This is a genomic window from Nostoc sp. DedQUE04 (genome assembly GCF_034530995.1).
In the GTDB taxonomy this organism is placed as follows: domain Bacteria; phylum Cyanobacteriota; class Cyanobacteriia; order Cyanobacteriales; family Nostocaceae; genus Nostoc.
Window position 1 is genome coordinate 28587 of the sequence record NZ_JAVRCA010000074.1, and the last position, 15098, is coordinate 43684.

At 38.7% G+C, this 15098-nt stretch carries 12 protein-coding genes; 2 read left to right on the forward strand and 10 right to left on the reverse strand.

The window, feature by feature from the left end; all coding sequences use genetic code 11:
* Positions 1-40: 40 nt before the first annotated feature.
* The 6 genes from RM049_RS33135 to RM049_RS33160 form a co-directional block, all read right to left on the reverse strand.
* Positions 41-205 carry a hypothetical protein gene (locus RM049_RS33135; protein ID WP_322707208.1) on the reverse strand — a complete coding sequence of 55 codons (165 nt, stop codon included), beginning with the start codon at positions 203-205 and terminating at the stop codon, positions 41-43.
* An 86-nt stretch (positions 206-291) separates the two neighbouring features.
* Positions 292-669: an RDD family protein gene (locus tag RM049_RS33140; RefSeq protein WP_322707219.1), complete on the reverse strand. Its 378-nt coding sequence runs from the start codon at positions 667-669 to the stop codon at positions 292-294.
* A gap of 418 nt (positions 670-1087) precedes the next feature.
* Positions 1088-1276 carry a hypothetical protein gene (locus RM049_RS33145; protein ID WP_322707209.1) on the reverse strand — a complete coding sequence of 63 codons (189 nt, stop codon included), beginning with the start codon at positions 1274-1276 and terminating at the stop codon, positions 1088-1090.
* A gap of 15 nt (positions 1277-1291) precedes the next feature.
* Positions 1292-6094 (reverse strand): CHAT domain-containing protein, encoded by a 4803-nt coding sequence (locus RM049_RS33150; protein ID WP_322707210.1) that lies wholly within the window; start codon positions 6092-6094, stop codon positions 1292-1294.
* Between the two features lie 117 nt (positions 6095-6211).
* Entirely contained in the window at positions 6212-7159 is a 948-nt protein-coding gene (locus RM049_RS33155) for a DUF1822 family protein (RefSeq protein WP_322707211.1), read from the reverse strand.
* A 58-nt stretch (positions 7160-7217) separates the two neighbouring features.
* Complete coding sequence (locus RM049_RS33160) at positions 7218-7973, reverse strand: hypothetical protein (protein ID WP_322707212.1); 756 nt, start codon at positions 7971-7973, stop codon at positions 7218-7220.
* Positions 7974-8376: 403 nt separating this feature from the next.
* Between RM049_RS33160 and RM049_RS33165 the strand changes: the two genes are divergently transcribed.
* Both RM049_RS33165 and RM049_RS33170 read left to right on the forward strand, forming a co-directional pair.
* Positions 8377-8787: a XisH family protein gene (locus tag RM049_RS33165; RefSeq protein WP_322707213.1), complete on the forward strand. Its 411-nt coding sequence runs from the start codon at positions 8377-8379 to the stop codon at positions 8785-8787.
* Entirely contained in the window at positions 8778-9116 is a 339-nt protein-coding gene (locus tag RM049_RS33170; protein ID WP_322707214.1) for a XisI protein, read from the forward strand. The genes RM049_RS33165 and RM049_RS33170 overlap by 10 nt, the downstream gene beginning before the upstream one ends.
* A 153-nt stretch (positions 9117-9269) precedes the next feature.
* On the opposite strand, the gene RM049_RS33175 is transcribed toward RM049_RS33170, so the two are convergent.
* The 4 genes from RM049_RS33175 to RM049_RS33190 form a co-directional block, all read right to left on the reverse strand.
* Positions 9270-9605, reverse strand: coding sequence for a XisI protein (locus RM049_RS33175; protein ID WP_322707215.1), 336 nt, complete (start codon positions 9603-9605; stop codon positions 9270-9272).
* The gene (locus RM049_RS33180; protein ID WP_322707216.1) at positions 9593-10009 is read right to left on the reverse strand and encodes a XisH family protein; all 417 of its coding nucleotides are present in this window, start codon (positions 10007-10009) and stop codon (positions 9593-9595) included. Before RM049_RS33180 ends, RM049_RS33175 begins: the two co-directional genes overlap by 13 nt.
* A gap of 256 nt (positions 10010-10265) precedes the next feature.
* A complete protein-coding gene (locus RM049_RS33185) occupies positions 10266-13988 on the reverse strand; it encodes a pentapeptide repeat-containing protein (RefSeq protein ID WP_322707217.1) in 3723 nt (1240 codons plus the stop codon).
* Positions 13989-14264: 276 nt separating this feature from the next.
* Positions 14265-15065: a glycosyltransferase family 2 protein gene (locus RM049_RS33190; protein ID WP_416212678.1), complete on the reverse strand. Its 801-nt coding sequence runs from the start codon at positions 15063-15065 to the stop codon at positions 14265-14267.
* Positions 15066-15098: the final 33 nt, after the last annotated feature.

Here is a 15098-nt window from a genome sequence, read left to right on the forward strand (position 1 = left end):
TGCTTTGTTTGAATCCCTTCATATAAAAATACGAATTTATTTACGTGCAATTACGCAGGTTATAAAAGATTTGTTTTGATTCTACTGAAGAATAATGTGATGCTTTTTGAGAATGTATGACGGCTAAAATAAACAAGTGTGACGGAATAAATTGCGATCGCACACCAGCACCAACAGATAAAAACAGCAGATTCGTTGATATCATGCGATTGCACCGCACCGATAAAATCTACTGTTGCTATACTAATATATTTTTATACAGACAAATTTACTACTAACAGATAATATTCTTCAATTCTCATTTTTAACTTTTTGTACAACCAATGTTCTAGACACTATGTCATGCATGGCTTGTTTTTTTGTAGTGAAAAACATTGTGATAAAGCTAACTCCCAAAACAAAACTTAAGATAATTTTGCAACAAATTCTCAAACTTGCTTTTGTAAACGAGAGTCGATCGCCATTTATGTCTGTAACAAAAATCCCCATTGATTGTTTACCAATAGTTGCCTGTTTAGGGGAAATTTCCATCAGCGTATAGTAAAGCCAAGAAATTGTAAAGAACAACCCATACGCGAGATATTCAGGAATATCGTCAGGAATCTTGTCAGTTGTGATGAATAAGCTGTAAATTATAGCAAAAATGAATGCGGTTACAATGGTAATTATATAATTATTATGTCAAATAAATGGGCAAAAAATCGCTTGCTTAAACTCGCAGGTGTATAATTACTTTGCATTTCAGAAATCCTCTTTTTCTCCAAAAGGTAGAGCGATCGCAAATACTTTATCTATTTATTTGGCGATGACTTCTACTGATGAACCCTTTCACAAGAGAATACGAATTTCTTTCAATGTAATTACGCAGTTGGTAAAAAATTTTTTAAGGTTGGGTAGTCGTGTTAGCGCAACGCACCGTTTCAAGATGATTAGTTGCGGCGATCGCAAGTTTTGTGAGCAATGCAAAATTAAACGCTTTTACGTCTGAATCCAGTCTTCAATCTCTCAACCTTCGATTTTCTCGAAATCTCTCCGATTGTTAGTTACAAGAACCAAATTGTTAGCGATCGCAATTCCATTTACCAGTTTAGAAAATCGCCTTCCTCGCACCAACTCGGCGATCGCATTTGTTATACCAATTTATCAAAACAAGGTAACAGAAGCGCGATCCCGCCAGCTTTCCGTAGGAATCGCTCTCCAATCTCACCAAACCATCGCAGCGCAGCAAATCATCAAAGATAATCGAGAAAAATCCCATCCCATAAAGGTATTTCAAATTGCGAATTGCGAATTACGAATTGCGAATTGTTTTGATGTTGTCACACAAATGTTTATCTTCTGCGCTGACATCGCGGTTATTTTGCAGGTAGTAGTCTATCAAGCCACACCCCCGCACCAGCAAATTATCTAAATCGAAATTCCACAAAGTTATCTTACTGTCAAATGATACAGAAGCAAGGGTTTTGCCATCTGGGCTAAAGCTGAGGTGGCGAACACCGAATGTATGCCCAATAAGGGTTTTAATTTCTCTACCACTGTTGACATCCCACAGTTTCACCGTTTTGTCATCTGATGCAGAAGCAAGGGTTTTGCCATCTGGGCTAAAGCTGACGCTACTAACAGGGAGTGTATGCCCAATAAGGGTTTTAATTTCTCTACCACTGTTGACATCCCACAGTTTCACCGTTTTGTCATCTGATGCAGAAGCAAGGGTTTTGCCATCTGGGCTAAAGCTGACGCTACTAACAGGGAGTGTATGCCCAATAAGGGTTTTAATTTCTCTACCACTGTTGACATCCCACAGTTTCACCATATTCACCGTATTCTCACTAGATTCAGAAGCAAAGGTTTTGCCATCTGGGCTAAAGCTGTCGCTACTAACAGAGGGTGTATGCCTGAGGGTTTTAATTTCTCTACCACTGTTGACATCCCACAGTTTCACCATATTCCCCAGATTATCATCACTAGATTTAGAAGCAAAGGTTTTGCCATCTGGGCTAAAGCTGACGCTACTAACATGGAGTGTATGCCTGAGGGTTTTAATTTCTCTACCACTGTTGACATCCCACAGTTTCACCGTTTTGTCACTAGATGCAGAAGCAAGGGTTTTGCCATCTGGGCTAAAGCTGACGCTACTAACAAAGTCTGTATGCCCAAGAAGTGTTTTAATTTCTCTACCACTGTTGATATTCCACAGTTTCACCGTTTTGTCACTAGATGCAGAAGCAAGGGTTTTGCCATCTGGGCTAAAGCTGACGCTTGTAACATAGGATGTATGCCCAATAAGAGTTTTAATCTCTCTACCACTGTTGACATCCCACAGTTTAACCGTATTCTCACTAGATGCAGAAGCAAAGGTTTTGCCATTTGGGCTAAAGCTGTCGCTACTAACAGAGAGTGTATATCCATTAAGAGTTTTAATTTCTCTACCAATGTTGACATCCCACAGTTTCACCGTTTTGTCAAATGATGCAGAAGCAAGGGTTTTGCCATCTGGGCTAAAGCTGACGCTTGTAACATAGGATGTATGCCTGAGGGTTTTAATTTCTCTACCACTGTTGACATCCCATAGTTTCACCGTATTGTCTACTGATGCAGAAGCAAGGGTTTTGCCATCTGGGCTAAAGCTGACGCTACTAACACGGAGTGTATGCCTGAGGGTTTTAATTTCTCTACCAGTATTGAGATCCCACAGTTTCACTGTTTTGTCATTTGATGCAGAAGCAAGGGTTTTGCCATCTGGGCTAAAGCTGACGCTACTAACAGAGTCTGTATGCCTAAGGGTTTTAATTTCTCTACCACTGTTGACATCCCACAGTTTCACCGTTTCACTAGATGCAGAAGCAAGGGTTTTGCCATCTGGGCTAAAGCTGACGCTACTAACAGAGTCTGTATGCCTAAGGGTTTTAATTTCTCTACCACTGTTGACATCCCACAGTTTCACCGTTTCACTAGATGCAGAAGCAAGGGTTTTGCCATCTGGGCTAAAGCTGACGCTACTAACAGAGTCTGTATGCCTAAGGGTTTTAATTTCTCTACCACTGTTGACATCCCACAGTTTCACCGTTTCACTAGATGCAGAAGCAAGGGTTTTGCCATCTGGGCTAAAGCTGACGCTACTAACAGAGTCTGTATGCCTAAGGGTTTTAATTTCTCTACCACTGTTGACATCCCACAGTTTCACCGTTTTGTCATTTGATGCAGAAGCAAGGGTTTTGCCATCTGGACTAAAGCTGACGCTTAGAACAACGGATCTATGCCCAAGAAGTGTTTTAATTTCTCTACCACTGTTGACATCCCACAGTTTCACCGTTTTGTCATTTGATGCAGAAGCAAGGGTTTTGCCATCTGGACTAAAGCTGACGCTGTAAACAGAGTCTGTATGCCTTTTAAGGGTTTTAACGTTAAACCGATAGACTACCTCCCGCAATGTAGATATAGCCTGCATTCGATTTTCTGCTGTTATCCAAGGTTTCCAAAAACTTTTGAGTAGTTTTCCTGCTTTGATAATTTCTGTTAACGCCTCCTCTTGGCGATTTTGTTCAAAATCTTTTTCTGAACTTAAACTTAATTGACTCACTTCTGAATTAATTCTGCGAATCTCACTTACCCCAGCAAATCCTGAAATCACCACCAAACCACAAGCCAACCCAGCAATAACACTCCTCCGCAACCTCTCCTTCTGCTTCCTCTCCCTCTCCCGCAACCCCACACTCTTCTCAATAAACCATCGCTGCGGTTTACTCACCTCCCCACCCCGTTGCTGCAACCAATCCTCCGCAACAGCCAAAGTCGCACCCCGCAACAAAGCCCCCTCATCCTTACTACTATCCACCCATTGCTGCAACGCCACCATCAACCCCTGTTGCCAAATGCGAAACTTGCGGTTCTCCTGCATCCATCCCCGCAACCGTGCCCAATGGCGAATCAAAGCCTCATGGACGACTTCCACCGTTTCCTCATTCCTCAACTCATCCCAGTTCGTCACCACCAACCGCTTGTCAGCCAAGCGCGTCACCAAATCCCAATTATCTCCCCCCACTTCCTCACTCGTCGCCAACTTCCGAGTATCTTCCGTACCTTCTCCCGGTTGCACTAACTGAATAAACACCTGTTGGGCTGTTTCCCGTTCGCACTCGCTCAAGTCTGCATAAACCATCTCTGCATAATTCGCCAGCGCTTGCTCCACCCCGCCAATTTTCTTATATGCTTGATGGGTCAACCTTCCCGCATATTGTTGCTTCCACAACTGAGTCAGGGTAAATTCCAACAACGGCAAACGCCCATCCCCATCTTGGATATCATCAATTATGGTATTACACAAACCCTCGTCAAACTCAAAACCCAATTGTCTCGCGGGGAGTGCGATCGCTGCTTCCAACTCCTCCCGATTCATCCGCACCACAGGTTCTAGTTGATACTGTTGTAGCGATCGCCCAAAAGGCTCATAATCATCCAACGCCCTAGATAAAAAATCTGCCCGTAAGGTCAGTAATAAAGTAAAAAATGGTGCATTGTTAACCGCTTGTAGCAAACCATCCAAGAAAATTTTGCGTTCCTCTGCATCCGTACACAGAGTATAAATTTCCTCAAATTGGTCAGCAATCAACAAAATCCGCTTCCCCTCTCCTGGGAGGAGAGGGGCTAGGGGTGAGGTAATAAACCCTTCTAAACTTGTCGAATCGCGCTGTAAATTGACATCCAATTCCAACTCAGCCAAACGTCGCTCATTTTCTGGTAAATTTAACGCCGAAACCAACGCTACAGCCAAAGCAGCAAAGGGATTTTTACCCGGACGAAACGATAAAATCAACCAATTATTAACAGTATCCCCACGCAATTGCGGAATTAACCCAGCAAACACCAGCGAAGATTTCCCACTACCCGAAGCACCAATTACAGCCACCAAAGGTCTACTATTAACAGCAGTAACTAGACTCGCGGTTGCTTTATTTCTCCCAAAAAAATACTCAGCATTCTCTTCCTTAAACGCACTCAAACCTTGATAGGGACAAAAAGAAATTATCCCCAAACTTTGCCAAGTTGGTGGTATTTCCGTCTGATTTTGAACAATTACCGGAAGCCAACTAGCACAGGGAAATTCTGACTCTAGTTGTTGTAATTCCAACCGTGCATTTTTCACCGAAATATACAAAGACTTTCCACCAGTAAAGTCTTGCAGAAAATACTTCAAAAACTCCTGTGCGACTATATCCGGTACAGGTTCCCGCATCACAATTACTTGGGGAATATGCAATTGTTCCAACTCATAAGCAATCCCCAAACCATCGCAAGAATTAAAAAATGCAATTTGCAAACGTCTTTGAATTGCAACTTGCAAAGCATCCCGCAATTCTGCGATCGTCAAACTGTCGTGATGATTTATATCAATGATCCCCTGGGTTTTCTCCGTTCGAGAATGTCCAGAGAAAAACAACATATCCCAACCCAAATCATCTTGCAGATAATGATTTAAGTCCTCCCGTGATGGTTGTTGTAATAAGACAATTTCCGCAGCATCACCACAAAAATTATGTAGCAGCTTTTTATCAGCTTCAATATCAATCTTTAAGCTATCCCCCAAAATAATTAAAATTCTAATTTTTTCTCGATATGCTCGTTCTCCCCGTTCAGCATTTGGCGAACTTAAAGCCACCTCTACCAGAGGAAAATTAATTAAAACATCCCACAAATGCCAAGGTAGTTGACGTAATTCATGACAAGAAGTCGTAATTATGATTCTGATTTCATCTTTGGGATTTAGTTCTTGTAAAAAATTGACGATAGAGGTAAAAGATGGTACATTCAGCCATTGATTAAAACTAGCAAGTAAGTTGATAGATTCTCTCGTACATTCTTGTTTTAAAGACTCCAGATTAACCCGACGACTTCCCCCAGATTTAACCCTAAATTGACTATGTTGACTGCAATATATTTCGTGCCAGTTATTTAATAATTGCGGAATATTAATATTTTCCGGTAACTTAGCTGTGGTGGTTCGATAAGCGCGTTGTCCTTCATTAGCTATTTCTAAATTGACTTGAAACCCTGATTCAAAATTGCCATCAAATTTGAGAATAACCAGCTTTTTCATAGGTGATGCAATCTAAATTATTGAATTCTTAAAAATATATGTAGGGTGTGTTATGACGAATGTCCGTAATGCACCAAAAAGACATATTTAGGTGCGTTATTAACGCACCATACAAAATCATACAACAAAATCCTGAGTCACTTTCGACTCACCTAAAATTATCTCAACACAAAATTCCTCATTTAATTCTGCACTTAATGCAATCTCCACCCAATCATCATTCTGTCGAGAAGTAACAGCATCTACTTCTTGACCATTTTCATCAGTAACAACCAATTTTAATCCTGGAGGTAAAGAAACACTTTTTTCTCGGTCAGGATGAACTTGTACAATAATATCTATTTCATCCTGATTTTGATTTTTTACATCAGTTATCTCTTTATTTTTAGGATTTAACTTGATAATCAAAACTACAGATGTACCATTCAATCGCAAACCCATATCAACTTTTTTGCACTTCGTAACGCTAAAATTTCTCGCAAATCTAAAACTCAGTTCTCGTGAATTAAATATTTCTTCCACGTTTAACCAACCTTCTGTAATTACTCCCTCTAACCATTGTCGAATATTGACTTTTACAGCTTGTTCTTTCGCTGTTAAATAATCCAGTAAATTATCTACAGATTGCAACTGAATTAAAGGAACTTTCGCTAGTGTTTGAGTTGTAAAACCTAAAATTCTTGCTTCTTTTAAAGATTGGTTAAACTGTACCGCAACATAAGCAATTCTATCTGACCTCACTTCGTTGGGAATTTCCAAATATTCCGCATCTGGTAATACCGGACGACATTCGATTTTACCAATATTTTTCACTTCCAAATCAGCCAAATTAATTAAACTTAGCATCCACGGATTACTATTATCTGCATTTGAACCCTTAGTTTCAAACCCCATACAATCAAGATAATAATTGACCGCATACACAGCTAAAGTATTGAGATATATTTTTTTCCCATCCTCAATATTTGATATTCCTTGTTTGCGTTGATTAGCTCTTTCATGAGCTTCTATACTGAGAGGAATTGTAAAAGATGTTTGTTCGTGCTTAGTGTTCATGATTTTCATTGAATATGGTTGTGCAAGTGTGATTTTTTGTTAGTAGTAAATTCAATTAATTAGTGAATTACTGTAAATATCTACGAAAATAATCGAGAATATTACGCTTTTTAGCACTGCGTTGATATAGTTCGGAAAGCCTGGGAATTGGATGACCTAATTGTTTTGATATCTCTTCCCAACTTTTTTCATCAAAGCGCATCAATATCACTTTCTGTAAATTAGCGTTTTTATCTTCGCCAATATAATAATTCTGCAAAATCTCCTCTGGGTCATTTCTTACGAAGTCTTTGACTGCTGAAACTTCAATTTCATCACCATTAATCGGAATATTTTTATCTTTGCGTTCGTTGGCAAGTTCAAATATTTTTTTATCCGCTCTGGATAATTCTTTACTAATAGGTTTATCCGAGTTATTTTTACAATCATCTAATTTATCAAGGGATAATATTTTGGAGTTTTGGGTTTTATGTTTATTTAAAACATCATGAAATCGCCAATCAAATACTTTATTTACCCAAGCCATAACGGGATGTTCTGGATGATAATCTTCAATTTTCTTGCAAATCTCTAGATAAGTATTTGCTGCTGCTTCGCTATACATATCTTCAAAATTAGGTAAATGTCGATATTTGGAAAACTTTTTTAACTTCCCAGAACTTTGAATTTTGGCAATCAATTTATTGAGAATTTTCCTTCGCTCTGCACTTTTTTGGGGATAGTTTTGTGCTGCGTAGACTAGCTGACGCAACTGTAAATCTAAATTATCATCCATCGAAATTTCCTGCTGCACCTCGAATACTTGGTATTTTGTTGTCATCATAGATACATAGAATACTGTAGGGTAAATGGTTGTTTGAGCTTTGGGAAATTTGCGCCTTCGACGGGAGCAACGCAACACCACGTGGTGAAATATCTCAGGTAGCGAGCTTTTCGCGGGAATATATTCGACTTTTATCGATGCATGGTAATTCCTCCCCAACCTCTTTAAACCCTTCTACGAAGGAGATGGGAAGCTTTTACGCAGTTTTTGGGAAAATATTTGAAAATTATTTTTGTAGTACGAGGTTACAGAAGCAAGAGCGATCGCGAAGTGTGCCGTAGGTATCGCTGACATCCTTCCAGTCCCCACTGTCAAGCTAACCATTAAGTTAAAATAGGAAGCAGAGCAAATATTGTGTATTATCTACCTTGAAATAGCCTAAATGCTCACATAGTAAACTTATATGGCAAAAGATAGATTTCATAATATTGTCAGAAACGCTTTAGAAAAAGACGGTTGGAATATTACAGCTGACCCCTACGAAATTAATGTCGATGATGTGGATTTTGAGATTGATTTAGCCGCAGAGCAACTTTTAGGAGCAGAGAGAGAAGGACGAAAAATAGCGGTAGAAATTAAAAGTTTTATTAGTCCATCGAATGTTTCCGAATTTCATACTGCTTTGGAACAATTTTTAAATTATCGAGATGCTTTAGATAAAATTGAACCCGATCGCCTACTTTATTTAGCCGTAAGATTGCCTGTTTATGAAACTTTTTTTCAACGAAAATTTATTATATCGGCAGTTGAAAAATATCAATTACGATTGGTGATTTACGATGTAGAGCAGGAGGTTATTAGTCAATGGCTGTAGAACAATATCGACAATATATTAAACACCTTCTTTCCGAACGGCAAAAGCGAGCTTCAATGTCACGAAAATATGAAGAGTATGAGGTGCAAACAATTTTTGACGGACAACAAGACCATTATCAATTACTTTATGTCGGTTGGAGAGGAAATAAACGGGATTTTGGTTGCATTTTACATCTTGATATTAAAGATGGGAAAATTTGGATTCAACATGATGGTACTGAAATTGGAATTGCTAATCAATTAGTGGAAATGGGAGTACCCAAGCAAGATATTATTTTGGCATTTCATGAACCGTATATACGTCAGTTTACTGAGTTTGGCAGTTGAAAAATACAATTATATAATTTAACCTGTACTGTAAAGCGATAACTTCGTTGACCTGAGCCGCAAAGCGACACGCTCCGCGTTTACGCAGTATAGCGAAGCTAACACTAACACATCTCACAAAACTTTGCCCATAGCTTTTTTATTCATTACTTGCTAACCCACAGCAAAATCTGTAAACTGTCTTTTATAAGGTGAATGAAATCCGATAACAATGTCTTGTTTTGGAACTCCCATTAAAACTAGCTCTTCCGCAATATTTATCTCGGTTCCATTCCACTGAATCCAAATTTTTTCATTCTTGATATCAATGTGTATTGAACAACCATACACACGACGTTTATTTTCCCAGCCTACATTAACAAGTTGATAATGGTCGCGTACAGTATCAAATATTTTTTCTACTTCTACATCGCCATAAGAAGGTTTATAACTACCATGTTTTCTCAAAAGTTGCTGAATGTATTCCCTATATTTTTCTAACTTATCCATCTTACTATTTCCTCATTTTCAGTATCGTAAATCACTAGTTTTAATTGAAATTCTTGAATTTGAAGCTGTAGAAACGGAAGCGTAAAAAAATCATTATAAGTTTCTGCATCAACTGCTAAATATAGGTTACGTTCTGGTTCTTTTTCCCTAAGAGCAGTACGATAGTTAAGGAATTGTCCGAGAGCAAGATGAAAATCAGTGATAGCTGATGGATTTAGAAAACTTTTGATTTCAACAGCGATTTTTTCTCCTTCCTTTTCTGCTGCAAGTAACTTCTCTGCTCCCAAATCGATACGCATCTGAACTTGACCAAAATCAATATACAGAGGGTCGTTTGTAATATTCCACCCGTCTTTTTCCAAAGCTAATCTCACAATATCGTGAAATTTATCCTTTGCTGACATAACTTAATTTATTCATCTGGGAGTATTACCATTCTACCTCATAGTTAAGGTGTGCAAAGTACTATTGGCTTCTACCCAACTTACTAAGCGATGTCTACGACGGGCTACGCCTAGGCACCTCACAAAACCGTACCAATCACACTTTTAATTTAACCCGCGTCGTAAACGCGATCGCACATTTGTTAATCAAAATATAGATCGCGATTACTCATCTCTTGTCGTATTTGATTTTTGGCAAAGAACAATTAATTTTTCCTTAATTTTCCCTTAAGTTTGTCTGGCATTCTAACCTTGTTTCTTTAAAGAAAGAAGAGGATGTTCTTGGTATATCAAATGATGTGCCAGATATAGAGTATAATTCTTTTTTAAATGAATCAGGAAATGTTTTTTTTAAATTTTCATCGTAATTAGCATATTTACTATTGGCTGCTAATTTTAATTGCTGGAAAGTTAAATTTTTAGTAGATACAAAATTTGTCTTCATTAAATCAGCATTAGTTAAATTGGTGTTAGTTAAATCCGCATTATCTAAATTAGTATTAGTTAAATCTACATTAGTTAAATTAGCTTCTCTTAATTTTGCATTGGTTAAATTGGCTTCTCTTAAATCTACATTTCTCAAGTCTACATTTCTTAAATCAGCGTTAGTTAAATTAGTATTTCTTAAATTAGCTTCGCTTAAATTGGCATTCCTTAAATCAGCATTAGTTAAATTAGCCTCTCTTAAATCTGAATTTCTCAAGTCAGTATTAGCAAGCTTTGCATTAGTGAGATTAGAGTTTTGAAGTTTTGCATTTCTCAGATTAGAATTTGGAGCGATTAAATATTTATTTACGTTGGAAGATGACAAAATGTCTTGGTAATTATTGGGAAATTTTGTCTGATTTGAGTATATAATATGATTAATTTTTGCATTTTGTAAATTTGCATTTGTTAGGTCTGCATCTATTAAGTTAGCGCAAGTTACATTAGCCCCGCTAAGGTTTGATTCTCGCAATATTGCTTTTGTTAAGTTAGCTTGGGTTAAATCCGCGTCCACTAGGTTGGTATTACTAAGATTAGCACGCACAAGATTTGCTCTTTCCAGTTGTGTGTCTTTCATCTTTGCACTACTAAAATTAGTTCTACTCAGAGTAGCATCTAGGAAAGTTGACTTACGCAGATCGCTTCTTTGAAATTGTACATCTTTCATCTGTAACCCATCAAAATTGATAAAGCTAAGGTTCTCGCCAGCAAATACATATTTGGAAAAATCATGCTTTTCTCTTGCGAGATATATAATTGCTTCTATTCTTTTTGGATTAGAATTTTGTCCTTGTGTAGCTTTTAACGTTTGTATATTTTTTTCTATCAAAGCATTTTTTTGAGCCTCTGATGTTGAAGAAATAATCGAACTCGCCAATGCATACACCAAAAGTAACAATATGAATAGCAACATTAATGTAAGTGGACCTATGAACACACTACTTAGCATTAATCTCAATATGCTAAATTTCCCTTGACGGATACTTTCTTGAATAAATATTTGCGCGTTACTTGATAAGCTAATATTTCCCTTTTGATTTTTGATAAAAATTTTAGCATTCTTTAAAGCTGTACCTCTTAATAAATAATCCCTACGTTTTTTATTCTCTACCCATTCTTTTGCTGCTGCTTCTATTTTCAACTTTTGCTTTATTCCTTCCCGATTATCATCCATCCACCCCCGCAACCGTCCCCAATTCCGAATCAAAGCCTCATGCACAACCTCCACCGTATCCTCAACCAACTGATTCCGGTTCGTCACCAACAAACGCTCATTAGCCAACAACGTCACCAAATCCCAATAATCCCCCACCTCATCACGAGTCGCCAACCTGCGGGTATCTTCCGTACCTTCCCCCGGTTGCACCAACTGAATAAACAGCCGTTGCGCTCTTTTTTGTTGCGTCTCACTCAACCCAGCATAAACAACATCTGCATGATTTTTTAAAGCCTGCGTCACCCCACCAATTTCTGTATAAGCTTGATGCGTCAACAATCCCGGACGTTGTTTTCCCCACAATTGCGTCAAAGCAAACTGCTGTAACGGTAAACTACCCTCCCCCGAACCCACATCATCAATCAACTTATTAACCAAACCTTCCTCCAATTCCACAGAAAACCTTGCCGCAGGTTGAATAATTGCCCTTTCTAATTCCTTACGGCTCATCGGCGCAAGCAAGGAAGGGGGATAATCTTGTAAAGCCTTGCCCAAAGGTTGGTAAGACATGGCTTTACCTAAAAAATCAGCCCTTAAGGTAATCAGCAAAGTAAACCAAGGGGTATGATTAACAGCATTCAGCAAGCTATCAATAAAAATTTGACGCTCTTGAGCATTTGGGCAAAGGGTGTAAACTTCCTCGAATTGGTCAATAACTAGCAGAAGATGAGTAGGGGATAGGGTGTGAAGAATATCTGCAATAATTTTTTGTAGACCAGATATATCGCGTTTTAAGTCAATTTCTAGCTCTAATTCCTGTCTACGTTGTAAAATTTGAGCATCTGACGAAGTGAGCAATTCCGCCGCTATTCCCCTGAATTCTTCCAAGGCTATAGCCAAAGACTCAAAAGGGTTCTTACCCGGACGAAAAGAAATAATTTGCCATTGGCGATGCTCCTGGAGGGAGCTGCCCATAGAGCGATCGCAGTCTGAACCACCATTATCCCCTACAATATTATTCTGCCGCAGTTGGGGAATTAACCCAGCAAACACCACCGAAGATTTACCACTACCAGAAGCACCAATTACTGCAACCAAAGGTTTACTGGTAACATCAATTACCAATTGCTCAACAAACGCCTCTCGTCCAAAGAAATTTTCCGCATCTTCTTCCCGAAATGCCATTAAACCCCGATATGGGCTGCGAGTAATGCCCAAACTTTGCCATGTTGGCGGCACTTCTAACTGATTTTGGACAATTACAGGAAGCCAACTGGCGCAGGGAAATTGTGACTCAAGCCTCTGTAATTGTTGTCTTGCATATCCCACAGAAATACACAAGGAACTGCCGCCTGTAAATGATTTTAAAAAATGCTTTAAAAACTCCTGTGCTACTTTATCGGGAACAGGTTCGCGCATGACAATTACTTGCGGAATCTGCAAACTTTCTAACTCTAAGGCTATTCCCAAACCATCACAAGAATTAAAAATTGCTAATTGCAATCTTTTGGCGATCGCTGGAAGCAAAGTATCTCTCAATTCTGCCATCGTTAAACTATCATGATGATTGAGAAATATTCGCCCCTGTGTCCCCTGGGTTTGAGAATGTCCGGAGAAAAACAACATATCCCAACCAATTTCATCTTGTAAATAATTATTTAGTTGCTGCCGCAATGGTTCTACAAGGGTGACTATTTCCGCATCACCACAATATTTTTGTAGTAGTTGTTCATCCGCTTTAACATTTATTTCCGTACTATCACCCAGAATAATTAAAATTCTAATCTTTTCTCTAAATGGTCGTTCTCTGCGTTCACCATCCGGCGCACTTAAAGCAACTTCAAAAGGTGTAATACGGAAATAAGGTATAGCATAAAATCCATTCCACAAATGCCAAGGTAGTTTACGTAGTTCTTGACAATCTGTACTAAGAATTACCCTAATTTCATCTTCCCTATCCCAATCTTGTTGATATAGGCAATTTTTAATAGGATTAAAAGATTGTGATTGTAACCATGAATTAAAAGAATTAAGTAAGCTTTGCGATCGCTCATCGCATTTTTGTTTCAAATCATCAATATTTACATTCCTAGCGCCAAGTTTTTTAATCCGAGTTTGTCCATCCAAACTGCGGTAAATATCACGCCAACTTTGAAAACATTGAATAATCTCAAGAGCTTGAGGTAGTTCTCCCCTGATTCTCAAGTCAGGACGTTTTCCCTCTTCGCCCACTTCTAAAGTTACTTTATATCCTTTAGAAAACTCACCATCAAATTGAAGGATAACTAACTTTTTCATAGTCGATGCAAACAGATTGACTTTTTTGGATTAATGGGTTGAAAAGAAACGCAGAGATTATTGGTATTTTATTACACAAGCAGTCAAATCTGACTTTTGATTCTTCTGAAGGGACATGATGATTTTGCTCCCAGATACTTCAAATTCTTATACGCATAAGGTGGGGAGTTTTTACGCATGGTAATAATTTTGAGCAGAACTTTTCACAGATATTGGAGAACCTGATAATCTGCAAAGGAGTACAACTTCCACGATAACGAAGCGAGCGTAAGATTGTTAGAGTGCAAATGCTTTTGGCATTAATGAGATTTTTCCTTTAGTACTATAAGTGTTTACAAGCTGCTCTAAGGATTCAACAGCATTGTCCTGAAGGATGAAATAGTTTGCTTGGTTACTGACAATCAGCGATAGCTCAGTTGCCCATTGCTCATAGTTGGAACTACCAATAATACCAATAGAAGACTGAATATAGTTAACAAGAATGCTGTTATTGAGACCAAAGCCACCTTCACCCCAGATGCAAGCACATTGCAGCAAATACTCATAGTCTGCGAATACTTGAAACTGGGGGTTCCATCTAGGTGCATTGCTTCGGTAGTGGACGAAACCATTGCTGTCGAATATCTCTTGTTGCCATAGAAGCTGCTGTAAGGAGCAGCAATTGCTAGGCGAAACAAACGGCTTGCCTTGGCGAACAACACTACCATTACGGATGACATCGCGGCGGCGCTGCTGTCTTGCCATGCTGTATCGGATATTGGGATGTTGTTCAAAGTACTGCCGCATTGAGGCAACGAATTCAGGAGCTATGCTGTTGTCATCGTCCAGGTATGAAACAATGTCACCACCAGCTGCATCTAGTCCCAGGTTTCGAGCGTAGCACAAGCCAAAACCACTGCTCGGTTCAGGGTGTTCCATTTCAATGTAACTGATGGGAAAATCAGCTCTTGCCTTAATGCTGTTGATGATATCTTTGGTATCAGCATTAGCGCCATCATTGATGACGATCCACTCGAAATTGCGGTCAGTTTGGCTTTGAATGCTTGGTAATGCAGTAGACTTATCCTTAATATAAATAACATGGGATAATAAAAAGCTGGAGTAAAAATT

Coding starts and splice junctions, on each gene's coding strand:
- RM049_RS33135 (WP_322707208.1), bottom strand. CDS start 205: ATGATATCAACGAATCTGCTGTTTTTATCTGTTGGTGCTGGTGTGCGA.
- RM049_RS33150 (WP_322707210.1), bottom strand. CDS start 6,094: ATGAAAAAGCTGGTTATTCTCAAATTTGATGGCAATTTTGAATCAGGG.
- RM049_RS33155 (WP_322707211.1), bottom strand. CDS start 7,159: ATGAAAATCATGAACACTAAGCACGAACAAACATCTTTTACAATTCCT.
- RM049_RS33160 (WP_322707212.1), bottom strand. CDS start 7,973: ATGATGACAACAAAATACCAAGTATTCGAGGTGCAGCAGGAAATTTCG.
- RM049_RS33165 (WP_322707213.1), top strand. CDS start 8,377: ATGGCAAAAGATAGATTTCATAATATTGTCAGAAACGCTTTAGAAAAA.
- RM049_RS33170 (WP_322707214.1), top strand. CDS start 8,778: ATGGCTGTAGAACAATATCGACAATATATTAAACACCTTCTTTCCGAA.
- RM049_RS33175 (WP_322707215.1), bottom strand. CDS start 9,605: ATGGATAAGTTAGAAAAATATAGGGAATACATTCAGCAACTTTTGAGA.
- RM049_RS33180 (WP_322707216.1), bottom strand. CDS start 10,009: ATGTCAGCAAAGGATAAATTTCACGATATTGTGAGATTAGCTTTGGAA.
- RM049_RS33185 (WP_322707217.1), bottom strand. CDS start 13,988: ATGAAAAAGTTAGTTATCCTTCAATTTGATGGTGAGTTTTCTAAAGGA.